The sequence below is a fragment of the Bacillus sp. JST-5 genome, assembly GCF_057747715.1.
The window spans coordinates 15,015-34,662 of record NZ_JBYLHW010000023.1; the positions used below are offsets into that span (position 1 = coordinate 15,015).

22 protein-coding genes, 1 tRNA gene and 2 pseudogenes are annotated in these 19,648 nt (G+C 33.6%); 6 read left to right on the forward strand and 19 right to left on the reverse strand.

Features of this window, described 5'->3' with window-relative positions; all coding sequences use genetic code 11:
- Positions 1-7 precede the first annotated feature (7 nt).
- From AC3ASS_RS06720 to queG, 6 genes are all read right to left on the reverse strand, one after another.
- Positions 8-1,903 (reverse strand): PrkA family serine protein kinase, encoded by a 1,896-nt coding sequence (locus tag AC3ASS_RS06720; protein ID WP_488282747.1) that lies wholly within the window; start codon positions 1,901-1,903, stop codon positions 8-10.
- Between the two features lie 139 nt (positions 1,904-2,042).
- Entirely contained in the window at positions 2,043-2,324 is a 282-nt protein-coding gene (locus AC3ASS_RS06725) for a DUF6509 family protein (protein WP_488282748.1), read from the reverse strand.
- Positions 2,325-2,597: 273 nt separating this feature from the next.
- On the reverse strand, positions 2,598-3,347 hold the full coding sequence (gene nfsA / locus AC3ASS_RS06730) for an oxygen-insensitive NADPH nitroreductase (RefSeq protein ID WP_488282749.1): 750 nt from the start codon (positions 3,345-3,347) through the stop codon (positions 2,598-2,600).
- 26 nt (positions 3,348-3,373) lie between these two features.
- Positions 3,374-3,847: a tRNA (uridine(34)/cytosine(34)/5-carboxymethylaminomethyluridine(34)-2'-O)-methyltransferase TrmL gene (trmL, locus tag AC3ASS_RS06735; protein ID WP_488282750.1), complete on the reverse strand. Its 474-nt coding sequence runs from the start codon at positions 3,845-3,847 to the stop codon at positions 3,374-3,376.
- Positions 3,848-3,936: 89 nt separating this feature from the next.
- Positions 3,937-4,800 carry an amidase domain-containing protein gene (locus tag AC3ASS_RS06740; protein WP_488282751.1) on the reverse strand — a complete coding sequence of 288 codons (864 nt, stop codon included), beginning with the start codon at positions 4,798-4,800 and terminating at the stop codon, positions 3,937-3,939.
- 68 nt (positions 4,801-4,868) lie between these two features.
- The gene (gene queG / locus AC3ASS_RS06745; RefSeq protein WP_488282752.1) at positions 4,869-6,017 is read right to left on the reverse strand and encodes a tRNA epoxyqueuosine(34) reductase QueG; all 1,149 of its coding nucleotides are present in this window, start codon (positions 6,015-6,017) and stop codon (positions 4,869-4,871) included.
- A gap of 77 nt (positions 6,018-6,094) precedes the next feature.
- On the opposite strand from queG, the gene AC3ASS_RS06750 reads away from it, so the two are divergent.
- Positions 6,095-6,790 (forward strand): B3/B4 domain-containing protein, encoded by a 696-nt coding sequence (locus tag AC3ASS_RS06750; RefSeq protein ID WP_488282753.1) that lies wholly within the window; start codon positions 6,095-6,097, stop codon positions 6,788-6,790.
- A 56-nt stretch (positions 6,791-6,846) separates the two neighbouring features.
- Here AC3ASS_RS06750 and AC3ASS_RS06755 read toward each other — a convergent pair.
- The 3 genes from AC3ASS_RS06755 to AC3ASS_RS06765 form a co-directional block, all read right to left on the reverse strand.
- Positions 6,847-6,920, reverse strand: a tRNA-Gly gene (locus AC3ASS_RS06755).
- Between the two features lie 263 nt (positions 6,921-7,183).
- Positions 7,184-8,017 carry an MBL fold metallo-hydrolase gene (locus AC3ASS_RS06760; RefSeq protein ID WP_488282768.1) on the reverse strand — a complete coding sequence of 278 codons (834 nt, stop codon included), beginning with the start codon at positions 8,015-8,017 and terminating at the stop codon, positions 7,184-7,186.
- Between the two features lie 536 nt (positions 8,018-8,553).
- The gene (locus AC3ASS_RS06765) at positions 8,554-9,825 is read right to left on the reverse strand and encodes a S8 family peptidase (protein WP_488282754.1); all 1,272 of its coding nucleotides are present in this window, start codon (positions 9,823-9,825) and stop codon (positions 8,554-8,556) included.
- Between the two features lie 411 nt (positions 9,826-10,236).
- On the opposite strand from AC3ASS_RS06765, the gene fosM reads away from it, so the two are divergent.
- From fosM to AC3ASS_RS06780, 3 genes and pseudogenes are all read left to right on the forward strand, one after another.
- Positions 10,237-10,659 carry a FosM family fosfomycin resistance protein gene (gene fosM, locus AC3ASS_RS06770; RefSeq protein ID WP_488282755.1) on the forward strand — a complete coding sequence of 141 codons (423 nt, stop codon included), beginning with the start codon at positions 10,237-10,239 and terminating at the stop codon, positions 10,657-10,659.
- Positions 10,660-10,713: 54 nt separating this feature from the next.
- Positions 10,714-11,163, forward strand: coding sequence for a GNAT family N-acetyltransferase (locus AC3ASS_RS06775; protein WP_488282756.1), 450 nt, complete (start codon positions 10,714-10,716; stop codon positions 11,161-11,163).
- Between the two features lie 384 nt (positions 11,164-11,547).
- Positions 11,548-11,904, forward strand: a pseudogene (locus AC3ASS_RS06780) (DinB family protein); the annotation flags it as partial.
- Between the two features lie 90 nt (positions 11,905-11,994).
- On the opposite strand, the gene AC3ASS_RS06785 reads toward AC3ASS_RS06780, so the two are convergent.
- Positions 11,995-12,327 carry an ArsR/SmtB family transcription factor gene (locus tag AC3ASS_RS06785; RefSeq protein ID WP_488282757.1) on the reverse strand — a complete coding sequence of 111 codons (333 nt, stop codon included), beginning with the start codon at positions 12,325-12,327 and terminating at the stop codon, positions 11,995-11,997.
- Entirely contained in the window at positions 12,324-12,752 is a 429-nt protein-coding gene (locus tag AC3ASS_RS06790) for an SRPBCC family protein (RefSeq protein ID WP_488282758.1), read from the reverse strand. Before AC3ASS_RS06790 ends, AC3ASS_RS06785 begins: the two co-directional genes overlap by 4 nt.
- 159 nt (positions 12,753-12,911) lie before the next feature.
- Between AC3ASS_RS06790 and AC3ASS_RS06795 the strand changes: the two genes are divergently transcribed.
- Positions 12,912-13,205: a hypothetical protein gene (locus AC3ASS_RS06795; protein WP_488282759.1), complete on the forward strand. Its 294-nt coding sequence runs from the start codon at positions 12,912-12,914 to the stop codon at positions 13,203-13,205.
- 820 nt (positions 13,206-14,025) lie between these two features.
- Here AC3ASS_RS06795 and AC3ASS_RS06800 read toward each other — a convergent pair.
- The 3 genes from AC3ASS_RS06800 to AC3ASS_RS06810 form a co-directional block, all read right to left on the reverse strand.
- Positions 14,026-14,481, reverse strand: coding sequence for a helix-turn-helix domain-containing protein (locus AC3ASS_RS06800; RefSeq protein ID WP_488282760.1), 456 nt, complete (start codon positions 14,479-14,481; stop codon positions 14,026-14,028).
- Positions 14,482-15,094: 613 nt separating this feature from the next.
- Positions 15,095-15,250, reverse strand: a complete 156-nt coding sequence (locus AC3ASS_RS06805) for a hypothetical protein (RefSeq protein WP_488282761.1) — start codon at positions 15,248-15,250, stop codon at positions 15,095-15,097.
- A gap of 77 nt (positions 15,251-15,327) precedes the next feature.
- Positions 15,328-15,504, reverse strand: coding sequence for a hypothetical protein (locus AC3ASS_RS06810; protein ID WP_488282762.1), 177 nt, complete (start codon positions 15,502-15,504; stop codon positions 15,328-15,330).
- Positions 15,505-15,672: 168 nt separating this feature from the next.
- On the opposite strand from AC3ASS_RS06810, the pseudogene AC3ASS_RS06815 reads away from it, so the two are divergent.
- Positions 15,673-15,741 (forward strand): annotated as a pseudogene (locus tag AC3ASS_RS06815) (helix-turn-helix domain-containing protein); the annotation flags it as partial.
- Between the two features lie 167 nt (positions 15,742-15,908).
- On the opposite strand, the gene AC3ASS_RS06820 reads toward AC3ASS_RS06815, so the two are convergent.
- The 5 genes from AC3ASS_RS06820 to AC3ASS_RS06840 are packed head-to-tail and all read right to left on the reverse strand — an operon-like array spanning position 15,909 to position 19,252.
- Positions 15,909-16,349 (reverse strand): DUF6756 family protein, encoded by a 441-nt coding sequence (locus AC3ASS_RS06820; protein WP_258561023.1) that lies wholly within the window; start codon positions 16,347-16,349, stop codon positions 15,909-15,911.
- A 14-nt stretch (positions 16,350-16,363) separates the two neighbouring features.
- Positions 16,364-17,992 (reverse strand): polymorphic toxin type 47 domain-containing protein, encoded by a 1,629-nt coding sequence (locus AC3ASS_RS06825; RefSeq protein ID WP_488282763.1) that lies wholly within the window; start codon positions 17,990-17,992, stop codon positions 16,364-16,366.
- Positions 17,989-18,300, reverse strand: coding sequence for a hypothetical protein (locus tag AC3ASS_RS06830; RefSeq protein ID WP_488282764.1), 312 nt, complete (start codon positions 18,298-18,300; stop codon positions 17,989-17,991). Before AC3ASS_RS06830 ends, AC3ASS_RS06825 begins: the two co-directional genes overlap by 4 nt.
- A gap of 29 nt (positions 18,301-18,329) precedes the next feature.
- Complete coding sequence (locus AC3ASS_RS06835; protein ID WP_488282765.1) at positions 18,330-18,554, reverse strand: hypothetical protein; 225 nt, start codon at positions 18,552-18,554, stop codon at positions 18,330-18,332.
- A complete protein-coding gene (locus tag AC3ASS_RS06840; protein ID WP_488282766.1) occupies positions 18,554-19,252 on the reverse strand; it encodes a DUF4176 domain-containing protein in 699 nt (232 codons plus the stop codon). The genes AC3ASS_RS06835 and AC3ASS_RS06840 overlap by 1 nt, the downstream gene beginning before the upstream one ends.
- Positions 19,253-19,648: the final 396 nt, after the last annotated feature.

Sequence of the window (19,648 nt, forward strand, 5' to 3'; positions counted from 1 at the left end):
AGTGTGATTATCGATTTAATAAGCTTCCAACATATCGTAATAATTCATTTGCGGAAGTTGAGTTATATCCATATTCATCAATCAAACGTGCGACGACTTCGTTAATCTTTTTCAGTTGTTGTTCATCCGGCGTTTTTGTAGAAGTAGTAATTTTTACGACATCTTTCAAATCAGCAAATAATTTTTTCTGAATCGCTTCACGTAGTCGATCATGAGAGTTGTAGTCAAAACGTTTACCTTTTCGAGCATACGCTGAGATTCTAATTAATATTTCTTCTCTAAATGCTTTTTTAGCATTTTCTGATATTCCAATTTGTTCTTCAATCGAACGCATTAATTTTTCATCTGGACTTATTTCTTCACCTGTTAATGGATCTCGAAGCTTCGTTTTATTACAATAGGCTTCTACATTATCTAAATAATTGTCCATTAACGTTTTTGCTGATTCTTCATAAGAGTAGACAAAGGCTTTTTGAACTTCTTTTTTCGCAATTTCATCATATTCTTTTCTAGCGAGTGAAATAAAGTTTAAATACTTTTCTTTTAGTTCTGGCGTAATGGAAGGATGTTGATCCAAACCGTCTTTTAACGAACGTAGAACATCAAGAGCATTAATGGATTTCATTTCCTTTCGTATGATTGTAGACGAAATTCGGTTAATAACGTAACGTGGATCTATTCCGCTCATTCCTTCATCATTATATTCTTTTTTCAACTCTTCCACATCAGCAGAGTTAAATCCTTCGACACTCTCACCATCGTATAATCTCATCTTCTTTATAAGATCGATATCCCCTCGTTTTGGCTCTTTCAAACGAGTTAAGATTGTGAACATTGCAGCCACTCGTAATGTATGTGGAGCAATATGAACGTCAGCAACATCACTTTCTCGAATCATTTTCTCATAAATTTTTTCTTCTTCACTGACTTTTAAGTTATATGGAATAGGCATGACGATTATACGTGAATGTAAGGCCTCATTTTTCTTATTTGAAATAAACGAACGATACTCTGTTTCATTTGTATGAGCAACAATGAGTTCATCAGCGGAAATTAATGCAAAACGTCCTGCTTTAAAATTCCCTTCTTGAGTTAGTGATAATAAATGCCATAGAAATTTTTCATCACATTTTAACATTTCTTGGAATTCCATAATCCCGCGGTTTGCTTTATTCAATTCTCCATCAAATCGATAAGCTCTAGGATCAGATTCTGATCCATATTCGGCAATGGTAGAAAAGTCAATGCTACCAGTTAAATCAGCAATATCTTGGGATTTTGGATCAGAAGGACTAAAAGTACCAATCCCGACTCGTTTATCTTCAGAGAAAAAGATGCGTTCCACTAAAACATCTTCTATACGTCCGCCGTACTCTTTCTCAAGCCGCATCATATTTAACGGAGAAAGGTTACCTTCAATTCGTATTCCATATTCTTGATAAAAATCATCACGTAAATGGTGAGGGATTAAGTGAAGAGGGTCTTCATGCATCGGGCATCCCTTGATTGCGTAAACCGCTCCCTTATCTGTTAGTGAGTATGCTTCTAAACCTCGTTTTAACATGGTCACTAATGTTGACTTTCCTCCACTTACTGGACCCATTAAAAGTAATATTCGTTTACGTACATCTAATCGTTTCGCTGCAGGGTGGAAATATTCTTCCACTAATCTTTCCAAAGCATCTTCCAAACCAAATAATTCTGAACTGAAAAATTTATACCGTTTCTTTCCATCAACTTCTTCTATACCAGCGTCTTTAATCATATTATAAACTCGAGAATGAGCAGATTGGGCAATCCACGGTTTTTCTTTTAATAACTCTAAATATTGAGCAAACGTACCTTCCCACTTCAATTTTTCTTCTTCTTCTCTGTACTTAGCGATTTTTTCTAAGATGCTCATACGTTCCTCCTCCAAGCTATTTCAAAGATGATTATTATAATCTATGCTCGGAAAGAGTAATCAATCACTTGATTCATAAAAGGATAAGCTATGAACAGTAAAAAAATCCTCCATTCGAGGATTTCGACAATGAAAGTTTTTATTCAATATGTTCCTTGCAAAATTGAGTAATCATTTTCATTTCATCTTCTTCCATTTCAAAATTTAATACCTCGTTTGTTTCATTCTCAATAAATTGATATTGTACGATTTTTTCTGTATTTTCCATCGAAGCAAAAATAACCCTTAAGATCACACCACGTTCAGAATATAACTCATCGTCTTTATCGACTTCAATGTTAATAAAAAATTCGTATCGATCACCTTCTAAAATACCCGTAGGATCAATTATTTTTTCAACTGTATATCCTGTAATATTCATTTTTTCGCTATCCTTTCCCTTTGTTTTCCATTAAACATTTTGAGCAAAATTGTAATAATAATGCAACATATTTCGTTCACATAATAAAAAATATAGGCTATAATAAGAAAAGGTTATTGCCTTTACATACAAAGGAGGTCCTTTAAAAATGAAACTTGTATTAATTTTAGCCGTAGCCGTTTCGTTTTTAGCAGCTATTTTTACTGCTGGATATAATGACAAGCCAGGTACAACGAAAAAATAACTCAAAAAAGCAAGGCATAAGCCTTGCTTTTATCTTTTGCCAAAACCTTTTTCCTCTATAAAATCTTTCATATACATTCTTACACGTTTCTCAAGCATCTTAGCCATTTGTCCTGTCCACGTATCTGTGCGTTTACCCTTCGTTCTATCCTTATAATATTCAGAAACTACTTTGTTATACTCGTCAAGTTCCTTTTTATATTTCTCCATATCATTCTCATAGGTATTTTCATGATAAATATGCTGAATTGGAAGTCGTGGTTTTTTATTGGTTTCTTGGTCTGGATATCCAACCACTAACCCAAACAATGGAATCACTCGATCTGGTAGCTCTAATATTTCACAAACTTTTAATAAATGATTGCGTATTCCACCAATATAACAAATTCCCATACCCATTGATTCTGCAGCGATTGCAGCATTTTGGGCAGCTAATGACGCGTCGATGAGTGCAACCATAAATTTTTCCATACTTTCTAGTGTTGGAATCACATCTGCGTTTTCCATCTTTCCAATGAATTCATGGCGATATAGATCCGCACAAAAGACAAACAAATGACCATTATCTAAAACATATTGTTGATTACCAGATGCTACTGCCAGCTGTTTCTTCTTTTCAATATCCGTAACCCCAATGATGGAGTATGCTTGAATAAAACTTGAAGTAGAAGCCGCTTGAGCACAAGAAACAATGGTTTCAATCTGATCTCTCGTTAATGGAATATTTTTAAACTTTCTTACTGAACGATGATTTAATATTGTTTCTATTACTTCATTCATTTCGAATCCTTCCTTACTATTGTATTTTAATGTAAATTTGGATAATTTTGTTGTCTTAACGCTTCGTATACTAAAATGGCTGCTGTATTTGATAAATTCAATGCTCTAACATTATCTGTCATCGGAATACGGAGACAACGCTCTTTATTATTCGCTAATAAATCTTTTGGTAGCCCGGTTGTTTCTTTTCCAAATATAAAATAGTAGTCTTTGGAAGGATCGTCATATGAATAAGAAGTATGAGGTTTTTCACCGAATTTCGTTAAATAATAAAATTCTCCACCGTTATTTTTTTCAAAAAATTCGTTTAAAGAATCGTAATATGTAATATCAACATATTCCCAATAGTCTAGGCCGGCTCGCTTTAACATTTTATCATCTGTCGAAAACCCTAACGGCCGAATTAAATGAAGCTTTGTATTCGTTGCCGCACAAGTTCTTGCTATATTTCCTGTATTTGCTGGAATTTCTGGTTGATATAGTACTACATGAATAGCCAAATTATGTTCACCTCTATTTTCATGTGGAAAAATTGTTAATGGAAATACCTAAATGATATTATAACATCCGTTAGAAAATGAACAACTTTCTATGCATCATCCACTATGGAAAAAAATTTATATTGAATGTTTTTCGTATATGCTGTCGAATCTTCATATGACCAATATCTCATTCGACTATTCGTTGTATGGGCATTCACTAATGGCATACCATTAGCATCTTTTGCAGTGACGATGGTGCAATGATCAAACCTCCCATCACCTTGAAAATCATAACAAATAACATCCCCAAGTTTAAGGTCAACTGGATCTTGTACTTCTTTTGCACGAAGCCCTGTATTTGAAGTCCCTAAATACCAGCGCAATGCATTCGCAACTGACCAACTATAACTCCAACTTTTATTTTGCATCCACCAACCCTTACTTTTTACAGGATAGCCTCTCATTGGTGCACCGCCGGCGTGTAAACATTGAGAAACAAAATTTGTACAATCCACTTCAAATTTAATATACTTCGGATTGTAACTGTTCCACCATCGTTCAGCATATTGAACAGCTTGTCTTCGATCATATACATAACGAATTCGTTTATTTTCGTCGCTATCAAATTTTCTTATAGGTAAGGATTCCGTTTCATGAAACATTTCCATTTCTTCATCTTTTAATAAAGTATCGTGATAAAAAACTGCCTCACGTTTTTCAATTTCCTCTTCCATATAGAAACTCGATTTTTGTTTGATAAAATAGCGAAAATGAACTTCGTATAATATGACAGTATGTTCATCATCCGTTATTTTATCCCGAACGTACCCTTTCGCATCTGCCTTTACAATTTCACCATTTCTCTTCGAAAGTAATTCCTTTTTCTTTTCTATTTTTTTACAACTACCTTCTTTCGTCGAGACACATTGTTGAACTCTTGTATTTAATAAGGATTGCAACTGTTTATACATTTCCATCACTCCTCAATAAAAGCTATGATGGAAAAATATGATTCATAACAAACATGAAAAAATGCCGCTCAAATTTTAGCGGCATTTTCTTTCAAAATCTTTATTCCCTTTTCAATTTCTTTTAAAACTTCTTCATCTTTCTCTTTATCTTTTGCTTCCATTAATGCATGATAACATTCTTCATTTCCAATTTTTCCTAATGCCCATGCAGCTGTTCCGCGAATAACTGGTCTCGGATCCTCTTTTAATAGTTTTACTAAATCACTCACTGCATTTTCTTCTTTATAATGAGCTAATGCAATGATCGCATTTCTCTGAATAGGTTTTTTTCCTCTCCAAGAACCTGAGATATGACCAAACTTTTCTCTGAACTCTTTATTGCTAATAAACAATAGTGGACGTAATAAAGGTTTGGCTACCTCAGGGTCTGGTTCCATTTCTTCATGAAAATGAAAGTCTATTCCTTTATTTTTCGGGCAAACCATTTGACAAGTGTCACACCCGTATAAACGATTCCCGATTTTTACACGAAATTCTTCTGGAATAAAACCTTTTGTTTGAGTTAAAAAGGCAATACATTTTTTAGCATTTAGCTGCCCTCCTTGTACGAGAGCACCAGTAGGACATGCATCAACACATTTATTACAAGTACCACATTGATTTTCAATTGGGGTATCAGGTTCAAAAGGTATATTCGTTATCATCTCACCTAAATATACGTATGATCCAAACTCAGGTGTAATGATTGAGCAGTTTTTTCCACTCCATCCAATCCCAGCTCGTTCAGCCACTCCTCTATCCACAAGTTCACCAGTATCTACCATTGATTTACATCTTGCTTCAGGAACTTTTGATTTTATAAATTCCTCTAGTTTAGATAATCGATCCCGTAAAATAACATGGTAGTCCGTTCCCCACGATGCCCGGCAAAAAATGCCTCTTCTTTCTCCTTTTTTTCCTCTTACTGTTTTTTTCATTTTAGAAGGATAGGCAAGAGCAATAGAAATGATGGATTGCGGACGATCAAAAATTAATGAGGGATTCACCCGTTTTTCAATATTTGACTCTTCAAACCCAGACTGGTAATTTAATTCCTGTTGCCGTAAAAGCCTATTTTTCAATTCCAAAAATGGGTCTGCGGTAGCAAAACCAATTTTATCAATACCAATGGATTTGCTATATTCAATAATTTCTTTTTTTAACTGTTTTACATCCATGTGAATCCCTCCTTTCTACTAAAAAATGACTGATTTATATGGTAAACTATTTATTGAATGATTGGGAGGTGTAATGATTGGAAATCACATTGTCAGATCAATTTTTTCAATTAGTCACTAATTATAAAATAGGTATTATCCATTATAACAATATTAGAGTCGAAGATTCACCACAAATGCTTAAAGGAAGATTACGATTTTTTCAAGAATCATTAGCAGTTGATTTATTAGATAAAAACGTGACTGATTTAGAAGGGATTGCTGAGTGGAGAAAAGTAATTAAGTCATTAGGCGGAGATCCTAGCAGATATCGTCACTCTGCCGAAGCATTATATAGAAGAGTAAAGAAACAACAATTCATTCCTACTATCCATTCAGCTGCAGATGTCAATAATTTTTTCTCCTTAAAATATGAAATACCAGCTGGAATTTACGACTTCAATAAAATTTCAGGAGATGTTTTATTAAGAATTGGAAACGAATCAGATGAATATATAGGATTAAACGGAAGAATGAATCATCTCAGAAATCTTCCACTCTCATCTGATCAAATAGGACCTTTTGGAAGTTTGTTTGTAGATTCTGAGAGAACGGCAGTTACAGAAGAAACAACGAGTGTATTGCAAATCGTTTATATTCGGCCGTCATTTTCATTAGAGAATGCAGAAGAAATGTTAAAGTCTTTGCAAAATATGTTTTTACATATCCATGGCGGATTTGGAGAATGTTTTGTCCTACACAAAGACAAACATGTTCAAGTTTTAGCAAAATAGAAAAAACGCAATACCCCGTCCTTTATCCGATACGGAATACTGCGTTAGTTATGTATTGGAGCGGGTGATGGGAATCGAACCCACGACATCAGCTTGGAAGGCTGAGGTTTTACCACTAAACTACACCCGCATTATCCGAAATGTAATGTTTATCCCTATTACTGTCATTATATCCATCATGCAATGAAATAATGTTACAAAAGTTTTTCGACATTATTTTTAAGACATTGATTAATATAACAGTATTGTTGGACAATGTCAATATATTTTTTTATTTTTTTGGTCCATCTTAAAACGATGGACCTTTTTCAATAATATTCCGCATTTTTCTATTCATTTCCCGAGAAATTTTTACAATGGAGTTCGACATATTATGAAATGATTGTCAAAACATTAATTTATATATTTTCCATAGGATGGGATTGCTATACTATCAAAATGTTCTGCGAGTAATTTTAAATTATTTCTTAAGTTTCTCCCTTTCATCGGAATTCCATGACCTGTAATAGCAATTTCAGGTTGTAATTTTTCTAACTTTTTCACAGACTCCCAAGCACTTTTCCAATCTGGAGTAAAATATCTTGGTGGTCCACTTATTTCTTCCTCTTGCATATAGACATCATATAGATTTTCTTGTTTCACTGTTACAAAAGCATCTCCGACAATTAATAGACGGTCTTTCTCTCGATAAAAGGAAACGTGCCCTTCTGTATGTCCCGGTGTATGAATCCATTTCCAATCACTTAATTCCGGAACATTACCATTTGCCGGTAAAGGTTGAACATGATTTCCTAAGTCAATAGGTTCATTTGGGAATAATCGGGACATTTTTGCCACTAGCCCTCCTTCTACAGTAGGGTCAGGTTCTATATATTTTAGCTTTCCGGTTAAATACGGAATTTCAAGTTCATGCGCATAAACGGGGACTTCCCAATAATCGACTAGTTCAATCACCGATCCAACATGATCAAAATGACCATGAGTTAATAGGATAGCTTTTGGTCTTGCAGTTTCACCAAATCTTTCTTTTGCCACACTAATGATTTCCTCAGCACTTTTCGGCATTCCTGTATCAACGATAACAAATCCTTCTTTATTTTTTTCTCCAATAAAACATAGATTTACAATTTGATTTGTATAACAATAAACATCGGAAACAACTTCGACTCCTAAACCACTTCCAATCGATGTTGCAGGAATGAATTTATAGTCAGAACCATATTTCATTTGATCATTTTCCAATAATGTTACCTCCTTATCATCCTGATTCTTATTTATTTTTCATCATGTTAAAAATTTTTATTAATAAATATAGGAAGCGTATGAAAAAAATCTTCTCAAATTGAATGAATAATTAATGTAAAAAAGTAGCTATTGTTTTTTATATTTAATTAACTTTATTATTCCATCTCCAAAATTGGATAATTTTAACTAATATTACAATTAATACGTTGTCTATAAACCTTTATTATTAAAAAGTGGGGATGCTTATTGAATTTAAATCGTAAAGAATACATATTGGTATTGTTACTTAGCTCTTTATTATGGCATTTACTTCTTAGGTTCTGTACAACTGTATCGAGACTTGATTTTAACCATATTTGTTTTTCATTTTGTAATGGGGAAATTTATCAATCTACAAGAGTAAAAATATGAATTACTCTTCAAATTTTTCGTTATATTGAAAAAGGCCTGAACCCGGTTCAATACCGAGTCCAGACCTCCATTTACTTTAATCAAATCTTTACAGTATTTTATAAGAATTATTTTACACGGGCAAATCCAAATCCAGAAGCATAATCGTCACCAGTACTTGCCCCATATCCGCCTTTAATATCATATTTTTTTGCACGGTTTTGCAATTCCGTACGAACTTGTTGGGCAGACCAACTCAGGTTCGCTGACCAAATTTTTGCAGCTAAACCGGAGACATGTGGAGTTGCCATTGATGTTCCGCTAATAGTATTGTATCTGTTACCTGGCCATGTCGATTCGATAGATGCTCCAGGTGCTGATACTTCGACATCACGCTCGTGAATGACATAATCCCCGTCTGTTGCTGGATTACCACGAGAAGAAAAGTCAGCTACACGGTATGTTCCGTTTTCTTGACGATTTTCAAGCGCAGCAACAGCAACGACTTTTTGTAGTGCTCCAGGATATCCGATCGTATTGCTAGATGGACCACTATTCCCTGCAGCAGCAATAATTAGCGCTCCACGTGAATATGCATAATCAACTGCACTAGAAATTAAAGAATCTTTGACACTTGATCCGAGAGACATTGAAATAATTACTTTTGAACCTGTTCTTACCCCTTCATCAGCAGCATGACGAATTGCCGCAGCAATATCGTCTGAATAACCAGAACCGCTATCTGTTAAAACTTTGTAAGCCCATAATTTGGCTTGTGGGGCTACTCCATAAATCCCCATTCCATCTGAACCGCCATTGGCTAAAGCTGTACCTGCCACGTGAGTACCATGACCATTTCTATCCGTACATGATCCGTTAACATAGCTACTTGAAGTAGTAAAATCTTTACATTGCTCTGCATTTTGCCATAAATCAATATGATTAATATCTACACCTGTATCAAGGACGGCTATTTTAATTCCGGAACCTCCAGATGTAGAAGTTAAATTTTGATCATTGTAAATAGCTTTAATTCCCCAAGGGACCCTTGTACTTGGGTAAGCCATTGTTTTAATTGGTTGACTTGCAACTGCAATTTGATGTAATGGAACTTTTTCAATCTCTAGATTTTTGTTTTTCAGTAATGCTTCATATTGTTTTTGGTTGACTTCTGCTGTTACCCCATCTTGACCGAAATCACGATGTACACTGATTTGATAATTTCCGCTTAAACTAGCTTTGTCTGCTCCTTTACCTTTGATAAGGATACGGAAAGTCTCGTTTCCTTTTACAGACTCCCCATTTCCTTGAAGATTTTGTGCAAATGCTCCAGATCCAAATGCTGTGAATAGCATTAGGAGTGATAAGAGCAATGCACCAAGTGTTCTTTTCTTTCTCACACAACTATCCCCTCTCCAAATTTTTTCCCAAATTTCTTTGGGTCAGGAATAGTATAAAATAATATTTTGATTTTTCTCAATCGTACGAAAGTTTTGTCCTTATTACTATTTCCAAAATCCTATTTCGAGGAAAAATACCAATTTTTTTGAAACTTTTTCATTAGTCTCGTTCGGGTACATAGAAGGAAATGTAAAGGACTACCCCCCTTCTAATGAATTAGTCTTTGAATCTAGAAATTATTTCTCGTACACATGTATTTCCATAATGAATAGGTTCATTGATCCATAATAAAATTAGTTCATCTGAACTCATATTTTTCCTTTCTTTTGCGAGCGATCTTGATTATTTATTTACTTAAGTATTTGTTAAAATATTCTGTATAATCATGATTGTTCAAGAAGGTGAGAAAAATGTCTATTCAAGGAATCAACCACTTACTCTTTTCTGTTTCAAATTTGGAGAAATCTATTGAATTTTATAAAAAAGTATTTGATGCTAAATTATTGGTTCGAGGTCGAACAACTGCCTACTTTGATTTAAATGGGATTTGGCTAGCATTAAATGAAGAAAAAAATATTTCTCGAAACGAGATCCATCAATCTTATACACATATCGCTTTTTCTATTAAAGAGGAAGATTTCGATGACATGTACGAAAAACTTAAAAAACTGCATGTAAATATCCTTCCTGGAAGAGAAAGACATGAACTGGATAAAAAATCCATTTATTTTACAGATCTTGATGGTCATAAATTTGAATTCCATACTGGTACTTTAAAAGATCGACTTGATTACTATAAGAAAGAAAAAAAGCATATGAAATTTTTTGATTGATTAAAATTTTCTCATAATTTATGATTTAGAAAATAATATATAGGAGATTTAGTTATGATTACCATTGAAAGAATAACACAAGACAATATTCGGGCATGTGCTAAATTAGAGCCTGCTGAAGAACAGAAACAATACATCTCAACAAATCTAGGAACAATTGCTTGGGCATATGTTGATCCAACCTTTACACCATATGCAATTTGTGATGGAGATACAGTTGTTGGCCTTTGTGCAGTTGAATATATTCCTGACAATGAATCCTATGATAGACACTGGGTTCCAAGATTTATGATTGGAGCTCAATATCAAGGAAAAGGATATGGAAGAAAAGCAATAATGAAAATTATTGAAATGATTCAAAATCAATATCCTGACTGCGAAAGAGTCCGACTATCCGTTGTACCAGAAAATAAAGGAGCCATCGAATTTTATAAAAAAATCGGATTTGTTGAAACCGATGAATGGTTAGAAGATGAACGTGTATATGATTACTTTGTAAAATAGACCTGCTCAAATGCAGGTTTTATTGATTGTTCGCCCTTTTATAGTTAATGAAAGAAAAATTTTTCGTCTTCCAATTTCAAATCAATATTTAAGAATAAATTGTTTACTAACTTTATTTCTATTTGTATCTTATCGATAATTTTTGAGTTAAAACACTGTGAACATTAATCTGTACATGTTTGGGGTATAATAAATTTATAGAAGGTATTTTTAATATGAAGCAAAAATATACTAATATATTTAAAAAAGGGAGTTGGTAAGATGTATAGAACTGTTCAGGATTTTTTAACAGATTGGGAGAAAACATCAAATGGTACTCTAAAAGTACTTGAAGCATTAACCGATGAATCATTAGATCAAGCAATTGTATAAGGACACAATACATTAGGGTGGCTTGGTTGGCATATTGCCACTAGTACTGTATTCTTTTCCAAATTAGTTGGCATTGATTTAAATTCAACAGAAAATCCAAACGACGTTCCTAAAGAAGCAAACAAAATTGTAGAAACATATAAAAAATATGCCGAAGATCTTAAACAAAAAGTAGAAATGTTATTAACTGATGAAAAAATGTTAGAAGAAGTTGCTGGTATTGGTCAACCTACTCCACGTGGCGCCCTTTTAAGAACACTAGTTGATCATACTATTCATCATCGCGGACAAATGACCGTCTTGTTACGCCAAGCTGGCTTACAAGTTCCTAGTGTGATGGGGCCGACGAAAGAAGATCAAATGAAATAAGGTATTCATAAAGATTAATCCTCTTATAAAAAGGAGAAATTGTATCTCTCAATTTCTCCTTTTCGCAAAATTTAACTCAATGATACTATATCATTTTTCTTTGTTTTGATTTGTTTCCACTGTATACTTTAAAATCGCCAATTTGTTATCCCAGAACCGATCGAAATAAGAAAGCCATTGTTTTACTTCGGTTAAAGGTTCGGGATTAAGACTATATATTTTTTCTCTTCCTCTCTTCTCTCCCCTTACAAGTGAGGCATTCGTAAGAATTGTAAGATGTTTAACGATGGCTGTACGACTGACTGAAAATTGATCAACAATCCCTGCTATTGGTAAATTTTTTTCACTTAACAACCGTAAAATTTTCCTTCTAGTTGGATCTGCTATCGCTTCAAATACATCGTGTTTGGCAGCTGGATTCATTCTCCTTCCACTACCTTTTTTAAACGTTCTTTAACGATTGACTCCCAACCTCCATTCATACGCTCACGAATAGCAGAACTATCTTGTCCAGCCTTAGTGATGGTATCAATTTGATCCCATCCTCCATGAATTAATGTAAATTCTGTTTTATTATCAATCTCTTTTAATAGAAATGTCACTACCCAACCATCAACATCCCATGAAAATGAAAGTTTATGAGGAGGATCGACTTCTAAAACTTTACATGGAGAAGGCCCAAATGGTGATTGAATAGTAAATTCATATCCTACTTCTGGTTTGAAATCATTTTCCATAAACCAAGTTGAAATTCCCTCAGCTGTTGAAACTTTTTCCCAAACTTTTTGAATAGGTGCATTTAATACAACAGTTTTCACGATATCAGGGATATTATTTTTCTTTGACATACATTAACTTCCTTTCTCTTCATATAACCTAAAGGTGTCATTTTTTATTATATTCAATTCATGAAATTAATTTCCCCATACTATAAGTAATCATGTATATCTCTTTGATAGGCGGTCAAAATACAAATGGAAAATGAAAGTTGAAAGGAGTTAACAATTATGATGAAAGAAATTTTAACAGAGGCTTTAAAAACCGTGGAAAAAGCTTATGAAAATCCTCAGTCTGTTGATTTAGATAAAATCATTCAACAACTTCAAGAAGCAAAGGAACGTTATGGAGACAAGGGAACAATGCTAGAAAATACGATTACAGCGTTAATTCAAGCGAAAAATGCTATCGCATACATGGAAACTGCAGAAGACTACTCGCCAACCATTGCTTTTGGTCAAGCACATAATGCATTAGAGCAAGCCATTCAATCTTATGAAAACATAGACGAAAATAGACAATGATCCGATTCAGTAAAAGACAAGGAGTAACTAATTGCAAGAAAAAAGTGAAGATAGAAGGCTCAATATCTCCATCTCGATCTTCATTTGGACACTATTTCAATGTTGGAATGTAAGGAAAGATGATTGTCGGTCGTGAATAGACGAAATTTCTTGCAAATAGAAGGATTTTATTTGCAAATTAACTGCTCCAGATTGAAATTGATACCGAGTAATCGAAAAATCTTGCAACTCCTATTGATATATTTGCAAGTAGATTATTCGAAGTTGACTTTTTATAAAAAGGAGGGATTGGCGGATGCCAATCCTGACCGATAGTGAGGATAATTGCAACTTTAGTAAATAAATTTGTAAGTTAAATAGGCGAATTTGTAACTTTGATAGATTTATTTGCTACTAGAAAAAAGCGAATTTGCAAGTGAAAGGGAAATATTTGTAACTATAGAAAATTTATTTGTAACTCGTAAACATGATTTTGCAACTCGATAAAAAATCTTGCAACTAGCTTGATTTTATTTGTAAGTCTCCTGGTTCAAAGGTGAAAATGTAAAACAAGTGATCGGAATATCTTGTAACTTATATATTGATAGTTGAAAGTTCCTCATTCTATAGTGAATTTATTTATTAAAATGTAATGCCAGTGTAATTGGAAATGAAAATTTCAATAGCTTTTTAATTATTGATTTTTGTCCAAACTCTTAAATTTTTGTACTATATCTTGCATCGAATTTCCTTTCGGCACCATAATTTACTCTGAATGAAAGTGAAAAGGGCACAATCTCGATAAATAAAATCTAGATACCATTTTATTAGTTTGTAATTTTTATTTTTCTTTATATATATTTTCTACAGCTTGTCCTGTCATCCGCAAAAAGGTATTGCTATCAATTAATGCTATGCCAGCGGTTAGGGGACTCGTATCTCCGAGAACTACTAAAGTATCGCCAGGTTTCAGTTTTAAGGTTTCTCGAGCTTTTTTTGGTAATGTAATCTGACCACCTTCATCAATGGTAACAGTACCAAACATATGTTTATTTTTAGGAGGAATGGGTATTCCTGTTTCTTCAGCATCATATCGAACTAAATCATTTAATGATACATCATAGAGATCGGCTAAAGCTTCACAATTTAGAATGTCCGGCAGCGAATCACCGTTTTCCCATTTAGCTACGGATTGTCTACTTACGCCAATTCTTTCAGCAACTTCTTCCTGAGACAATCGGCTACGATTTCGTAAATAGCGTAAATTTGAGGCAATATTATTTTTTATATTATTCATATATCCTCACCTCCTGTAACTATCCTAACCTTATTTTATAAAAATTGAAAAAGCAACATCCCTCTATAATTTTCTTTAACTTTACGTTGAGAAAGAAGTCTTTTAATCGAAGAATGAACTATTCGTCACTGGGTAGCACCGCCAACAAAAAGAACCTTGAAAGGCTTATAGACAATCAAGGTACGATTATACGATATTATTTATTCAACAATATATTTATCAATTTCTCATCCTCTACTTGCTTTACAAAGTCCAAAGGAGACTTTCCAGCATTATTCTTAGTTGGATATCAGGATTATATTTCATTAATAGTTCAACCATTTCGTAATTTCTACCTTTGCCTCAAATTCACAAATTACTTTAATAGAAAGTTAATAATGGTATTTTAGCAATTACAAAATCATATCTCTAAACTTGTTACCTATTCTCTTCATCATACTCCAAAAATAGGTCTTGTAAATCTCCATTAATTGGTTCATTATTATCGTTAATTGTCACTTTAAACTCAATATCCTCTTCTCCTATTGATACTACCCCATCTAACACCCCTAAAATATTAGATACAGCATCCACTTCTACTTGTTCGATTATTTTAAATAATATTTCTTTATTTTTATCTGATAGTTCTGAATAAAAAAGTCAATGCTTCTTTCCAATAGGGTTCTGTAACTTCATTAATATCAGTATTATTGAATATATCTCGATAAAAATTACGATTTTCTTTTATAATTGACTGATGTAAAAGTTTAACAAACTCTTCTTTATTCATATATCTCATCTCCTTCTCATTTCTGGATACCATTGTTTATTTAATTCAATTAATTTTCGAAGTTGAGAATTAAGAATTTATGGATATACTCTTTTCAACTCCATTATATCTCTTGCTAATATTTGTCTTGCTCTCTCAATTCCTTTTGAACTTCTCGAAACGATTCCCCTAGAACCTTTTCTTGTATGTCCAGCTTTTGGTACTAATATTGCTGGTGCATTATTTGGATCATAATTTCGTATGAATTTTTTCATAATTGCTTTTTGTCCAACATGATGTGCATCTAACCCCGGTACACCTTTTATTTCTTTATATAATCCTACATCATACTTACTAAATTTTCCCGTACCCTTATGAATATCTAAATAGGTAATTTATAAAAGGATGGCAATTTACTCAACCACCACCCCTAAAGAGTTTATCTATCAACATTAGAAACGGTGTGCAAAGTGTTAGACATCGACATTCAGGAGTTAATTGAGGTGGAGTAGCCTCTCGCTATAGTAATCGGAATTTTCTCGTAATTGTACTTTATTATTTGATACATCTGTTAGTTTTAAAATAAAAACCTTGAAAGGCATAAAGCCAATCAAGGTTATACAAATACTTAACATTTAAACAACTCATCGAGATAGATAGTTAGTAGTGAAGATTTTATTCAATCTTGAATATTCTCGTATTTTTTTATCCATTCGGTTGCATCTCCACATGCAATTAGTACATCATGATGGTTAAAACATAATAAATATTCATTGTTCTTATTAGTAACATAGAACTCAACATTAAACATTTCTGACAGTAGTTTTACTAGATTTTCTCCTCCCTCTACTTCATAAGACGATTTTTCATCGGATGGGTTAAACATCAAAATAGCTTGAGAATTTCCAATATATTCAGCAATCCATTTCCAAGCTTCTGGATGTTGTACAGCTATATCGTTATCTAGATGCTCCCATAACGGAAATAATTTAGTACCGTTAGCGTATTTTCTGGAAAGTTGTTGAAATCTTAATTCTGTATCATGTTCTGATATTTTGGTTACATTGATGTTCATAGAAGCAGCAGCAGACATAATCTGTTCCTCAATATTCCACAACATATACATTCCTCCATTTATCTATTTACAGGTACATCGTCTACCAGTATATGCCCACGTATGGCTCCTCCTCCACCTCTTTTTCCCCCAGTTTGATAACCAATGTGCGGAACATCTGGACCATTTTTTGTATGTCCAATATCAATATTGACTTCTGCACCATTTTTAGCTCTCCACTCTACTGGGAATGATTTACCATTAGCGTCTCTTCCCCACTTAGTCACAGTAAATTCTGTTCTCGGTACACCTGTCCTAATAAAAGCTTCATTTAATGCGTCCCTATATGTCTTTCCTGTTCCCCTAAAATCTAAATCAACATCTTCTTTAAATTTATATCCTGTTATTTTTCCTAACTCAGTGTTACCTGTACCCTTATTCACAATCAGACTCAATGTCTCATTAGCTTTATTCATTAAGACTCGTGTGCTAAGAGTGTTTATTGGAGGGTTTGGCACTCCACTCACCGCAGGAATTAGTTTTGGATTTAACTGTTGTTGTAGTGCTCGTATCCCTCCTGCGATCTCATTCATCACGTTTGACCCAAAAGTTCGTACATTTGTAATAAATTCTACAGGTTTTGACTTATATCCTTCAAATACTTTGTTGTTTCTGACTATATCCCTTACTTTTCGGTTTAATGCATTGCATCCCACTTTGGCTATATTGGCTACCCTTGCTTGACCAACAATCGGTACGAAAGCACTGCCAGCGTATCCGGTTACATACATGATTCCTTCTTCTTCCACTGTATCGGAAATGGATTGACCAATGCCTTCCAGTACACGAATAGGATCTGTGATGACATGAACAAGCATGTCTGTATATCCATCTATTTTTTCATTGGCCGTCTGTTTTAATATATCTGGCTCAATTGGATCAGGAATGAGACCTGAAATGACGATTATTCCAACATCCACTGCTAAAGTGACTACACCAGAGACAATTTCTATAAGACCAACGACAAGCCCTCTCACTAAATCAAAGGCTGCATTTCCTATCGAAGAAACAATATCCCATAACCATTCTAGGAAACTTGTATATTTACTTTTCAAAGCCGCTGCTTTACTTTGATATTCATCATCCATGTTTTCAAATTTAATTACTTTTGAATTATACAGATTCCACAGTTCATCCATTTTTTGATTTAGCTGCTTTTTCACTTGTTGAATATCTGCTCGGATACTGTCAATTCTCGCTTTGTTATAACGGCTAGCTACTTTTTCTTCATCTGTAGGTTCATCCCAAAAAGCCCAAGAAAACGGGCTTTTATACGTGATATTAATTGCTTTTGTAACATTGTTATTAATTTCACTTTCAATTTGTTTTAAATTAAAATAAATGTCGTTCCGATCCACTCGCATCATTGCATTTCTAGCTATCGGGGAAATGATAGCTGTTGTATCCGCTACATAGCCTTCAAATATATATAATAAGTCTTTGATTTGAGTTTCGTATTCTGAAATGTGATCCTTTGAAAGTTTCATTTTTTCTTCAAGGGCATCAATGCTTTCGGCTTGATTTTCTTTTACAAAAGTAGCAATTTGATTAAGAGCCGTCCGCATATTTGCCAATGCATTTTGATACGTATGAAGCTCCTCAATTATTTCATCCAACACACCATAATTGATTTTTAAATCACGTTTCATGAAGATGATGCTCCCTTGATGGATTTTGCTAATTCATCGTCCACTTGTTTCATACTTTGTAATATCCCATCCGCTGCAGCATATATCCATCGTAATTCATCTAACATATCGCTACTCATATCATCCTTCATATTATCTAACAAACTATCAACAATAGAGATAAAATCGGAGTTAAAATTGTCTAATCTTCCCCTTGTATGATTGCGGAACCTCTTCGTATAACCTTCAAAATCTTCTATGCTATTTTTCAAAAGATTTAACGTAGATTGAAACTGAATCAGATCTATCTTAATATTGAGTTTTGACAACCTTGACACTTCCTTTCAATTCTTTCAAACTATCGAAAAGAAATGGCTTGAATCCGGTCAATTAAACGATCAATTTCAGATACCATCTCATTAACAATCTCTTCGATTTCTCTTTGTACAGAGGCGTTTTCTAGATCCATATCGTTAAAATTTTTTATTATTTCATTGCGAGCATCCTCAAGGTTATTAATTATCCCCGAATCCCAACCTCCATACAGTAAGTCGTGGCAAAAACTTTGGGTATACAAAGCCATTACTTAACACCTACTTTTCCTTCATTTAATTGTTTTTGTAACTTATGCATATCACTCGTTGAAAACTCAATGGAATTCATATCTTTATCCACAATAAACTCTTTTTTCATAAGTAACTCATAAGCGTTTTCCATTTCATCTTTATATCCTTCATGTATAATTCGTTGAATCAATGGTTCCGTAAAATATAAGACAGAATTAGGATTCACTTCTCCTATTGGGTAAATCACACCAGCATATGGAAAATAACTTTGATAGTTTTTAGGAGCGATAAATCGTTTTGTAATGACAACTTTAGTGGAGGTGTTTGTACGTTGATTAAGTTTAAAAAAGGTTTCATCCAGTTCAACGACTGTTCCTAGAGGTAAAAGGTCTCTCATAATTTCAATGGATGTTGAAAATAAACGTGCAAAAATATCCTCACGAAGAGAGAACTGTTGATCATCAAATGTAATCTTATGATTCAATGTTTCCTTTAAATAAGTTATTGAAACATTCCTAGATGTAGTGACAAAATTAGGGACATTTTCCTTATGGACTTTATATAATTGTTGAAGCAAGTATAAATCATCTAAAAAAATCTGAAAAAATTCCCTTATGGACGGCCCGTAAGTCATCCGAATATATGAATCTGCCGTTTCAATCATTTGTTCAATTTTATATAATGCTAATGAACGTTTTTGATCTTTATCGGCCATTTTTATTATGATCCTCCTCTAAATCAGAGTCTTAAGACATACATTCCCACGATATTTCCATCGTACTTCCAAATTCATGTTGAAACAATATAACAATATGGCTATTTTATACTTAGGAGGAAATAACTAACATAATTTGATAGCTTTTTGTTTTCTGTATAAAATGGAATAGATTGTAAAAGGTAAAACTAGGTTTAAAAGCCTAAAACAAATTACTTATGTTAATACAAGGTATTAATCGAGTAGGAGGGAGCGATTAACTCCCGTCCTCTCACACCACCGTACGTACGGTTCCGTATACGGCGGTTCAATTAAGATCATTGACGCAAGTCTTTATAACTTCCGTGAATAGCTGTTCTCTTTATGCCAGTGGTCACTCCACCCTCCAAGAGGTCT

Excerpts from the sequence above, each read along its gene's own strand:
- AC3ASS_RS06760 (WP_488282768.1), bottom strand. The coding sequence starts at position 8,017 with ATGAAATATGGTTCTGACTATAAATTCATTCCTGCAACATCGATTGGA.
- AC3ASS_RS06800 (WP_488282760.1), bottom strand. The coding sequence starts at position 14,481 with ATGAATAATATAAAAAATAATATTGCCTCAAATTTACGCTATTTACGA.
- AC3ASS_RS06775 (WP_488282756.1), top strand. The coding sequence starts at position 10,714 with ATGATTACCATTGAAAGAATAACACAAGACAATATTCGGGCATGTGCT.
- AC3ASS_RS06795 (WP_488282759.1), top strand. The coding sequence starts at position 12,912 with ATGATGAAAGAAATTTTAACAGAGGCTTTAAAAACCGTGGAAAAAGCT.
- AC3ASS_RS06790 (WP_488282758.1), bottom strand. The coding sequence starts at position 12,752 with ATGTCAAAGAAAAATAATATCCCTGATATCGTGAAAACTGTTGTATTA.
- AC3ASS_RS06725 (WP_488282748.1), bottom strand. The coding sequence starts at position 2,324 with ATGAATATTACAGGATATACAGTTGAAAAAATAATTGATCCTACGGGT.
- AC3ASS_RS06720 (WP_488282747.1), bottom strand. The coding sequence starts at position 1,903 with ATGAGCATCTTAGAAAAAATCGCTAAGTACAGAGAAGAAGAAGAAAAA.
- AC3ASS_RS06785 (WP_488282757.1), bottom strand. The coding sequence starts at position 12,327 with ATGAATCCAGCTGCCAAACACGATGTATTTGAAGCGATAGCAGATCCA.
- nfsA (WP_488282749.1), bottom strand. The coding sequence starts at position 3,347 with ATGAATGAAGTAATAGAAACAATATTAAATCATCGTTCAGTAAGAAAG.
- AC3ASS_RS06840 (WP_488282766.1), bottom strand. The coding sequence starts at position 19,252 with ATGGCCGATAAAGATCAAAAACGTTCATTAGCATTATATAAAATTGAA.
- AC3ASS_RS06805 (WP_488282761.1), bottom strand. The coding sequence starts at position 15,250 with ATGAATAAAGAAGAGTTTGTTAAACTTTTACATCAGTCAATTATAAAA.
- AC3ASS_RS06835 (WP_488282765.1), bottom strand. The coding sequence starts at position 18,554 with ATGGCTTTGTATACCCAAAGTTTTTGCCACGACTTACTGTATGGAGGT.
- AC3ASS_RS06820 (WP_258561023.1), bottom strand. The coding sequence starts at position 16,349 with ATGTTGTGGAATATTGAGGAACAGATTATGTCTGCTGCTGCTTCTATG.
- AC3ASS_RS06810 (WP_488282762.1), bottom strand. The coding sequence starts at position 15,504 with ATGAAAAAATTCATACGAAATTATGATCCAAATAATGCACCAGCAATA.
- AC3ASS_RS06825 (WP_488282763.1), bottom strand. The coding sequence starts at position 17,992 with ATGAAACGTGATTTAAAAATCAATTATGGTGTGTTGGATGAAATAATT.
- queG (WP_488282752.1), bottom strand. The coding sequence starts at position 6,017 with ATGGATGTAAAACAGTTAAAAAAAGAAATTATTGAATATAGCAAATCC.
- AC3ASS_RS06740 (WP_488282751.1), bottom strand. The coding sequence starts at position 4,800 with ATGTATAAACAGTTGCAATCCTTATTAAATACAAGAGTTCAACAATGT.
- fosM (WP_488282755.1), top strand. The coding sequence starts at position 10,237 with ATGTCTATTCAAGGAATCAACCACTTACTCTTTTCTGTTTCAAATTTG.